Raw genomic sequence first — 2,005 nt, 5'->3', positions numbered from 1 at the left:
GAGCGGTGGTACGCGTTCGTGGCGGGCGTACGGGAGGAGCTGATGCGGCAGTTGGCGGTCGGCGACGCCCAGCTCGTACTGAAGCACTGCTCCCAGTACGTGGAGCGCCACTTCGGCCGCCGGGCCCGCAACTTCCCCGCGATGGCGGCGGCGTACCTGGCGGGCTCGGTCGACCTCGCGGCGGCCGCCGGACAAGGAGAAGCGGACGATCCGGGGCTTCGGCCCTTCGCGCGGGTATCGGAACGGGTGTTGCGACGGTTCCTGCCGGAGGGGGCAGTTCCGATGACGGCATCCGGGCCACGACCCGCCGAGCCGGGCGCGCTGGCCGCCCGTGCCCGGACGTTTGTCGATCGTTTCCGCGCCGAGGGGACCGCGCGGGATCTGGACGAGGGGATCCGGCTGTTCCAGGCCGCGAGCGAGGCGGAGCGGCGGGCCGAGGAGCGCGCCCTCCACCAGGGCGAGTTGGCCGAGGCGCTGTTCCTCCGCTGGGAGACCCGGCACGTGGCCGAGGACCTGCGGCTGGCGCGGGTCGCCGCTGAGCGGGCGGCGGGGCGCAGCGGCCGGGTGCTGCTGGCCCTCGGCCGGATCCTGACGGCGCTGGCCGAGGCCGAGCGGGACGAGGCGGAGGCGTTCAACCTGCTGGTCGCGGCGGAGGCGCGGCTAGCCGACGTCTTCGAGCGGGAGGAGGAGCCCGAGACCGAACGGGACGTGCCGTACGCGGCGGGGCTGCTGCACGTGGACGTCCTGCGCCGCATGGCGGTGGTGGACCGGGACGTCGTCCGGTCCAGGTTCGACGACGAGCTCTACGACGACTGGTACGCCGCCGCCATGAACTCCGCGCTCTCGGCGGCGAGCACGGCGATGGAGCGGGTCGCCGACGTCGAGCAGCGGACCCGGCTGCTGGTGACGTGGGGGAGGCTGCACCTGGACCTGGCGCGGTACTTCGGAGGCACGGGCGGGACCCCCCGCGATGCCCGGCGGTACGACTTCCGGCGGGCACGGGGCCACGCCCGCGACGCCGGTGTCGCGTTCCAGGCGGGAATGCGGGCGATGTCGGGAACCCAAGAGGGCAGCGAGCTGGCCCGGGTGCTTCTGGCGCGGGGCGAGGCCCGCGAGCTGGGAGCGGTCGACGGGTTGGACGACGCGGCCCGAGCGGAGGTCCTGGCGGACCTGGGCAGAGCCCTGGAGCTGGCCGACCCGCGGGACTCGGACCTGAGGGTGCGGCTCCTCCGGCGCCGGGCCGAGGTGATCTGGACCTACCGGCCCCGCGGGGACGGCTCGGACGGGCTGGAGCTCGCGAGGAGGTCCCTGCGCGAGGCGGCCGATCTGGTCGAACGGGACGACCCCCGCCATGCCAAACTGCTGGTCTTCCTTGGGGAGTTGGCTCTCGCCGCCGAACAGGCTCCCGACGCCGAGGATGCCGTCCGGCTGTTGCGAGAAGCGCTCTCGGAGACTTCCGAATCACATCACGCCCTCCCCCAGCGCCGCCTGCTGTTCGGCAGGGCCCTCCACGCGCGCTTCCTGCGCACGGGCTCCCTCGCGGACCTCCACGAGGCGGACTGGATACTGGGCGCGGCAGCGCGTGCGGCGGACGCCCCCGGCATCGCCGCCCAGGCCTGGCAACTGCGGGGGGAAGTGGCCCTCGCCCTGGCCGCCCAGACGGGGTCGCGCGAACGGCGTCAACGGGCGGCGGCGGACTTCCGGCACGCCGCCGAAGCCTGGGAAGAGCGCGGCGACCTCCTCGCCGCGGCCCGGGCGCGGCTGCGGCGCGGGACCGTCCTGGAGTCGACGGCGGGCCCGGCGCACGCTGTCGCGGAGTACCGAAGGGCTCTCGCCCTGCTGGACGCCGAGGAGAGAGAGCAGACCACAGGGCACGGCCAGGCGTTCCGGCCCGGCGATGCAACGCGGGCCGGTGCCGGGGCCGCCGAGGCGGCACGGGCAGCCGACACCGTCGAGGCTGCCGGGCTCGCTGACCCTGATTCCGCTGGGCTCGCCGCCCCCGACC

At 75.1% G+C, this 2,005-nt stretch carries 1 pseudogene; it reads left to right on the top strand.

Annotation, left to right across the window (positions count from 1 at the left end):
* Positions 1-2,005 (top strand): annotated as a pseudogene (locus tag AOK16_RS21055) (hypothetical protein); the annotation flags it as partial.

Origin of the sequence: Streptomyces pathocidini (assembly GCF_001418495.1) — a bacterium.
Taxonomy (GTDB): domain Bacteria; phylum Actinomycetota; class Actinomycetes; order Streptomycetales; family Streptomycetaceae; genus Streptomyces; species Streptomyces pathocidini.
The sequence above is the reverse complement of the archived record's forward strand: the minus strand, read 5'-3'. Positions and strand labels throughout refer to the sequence as shown.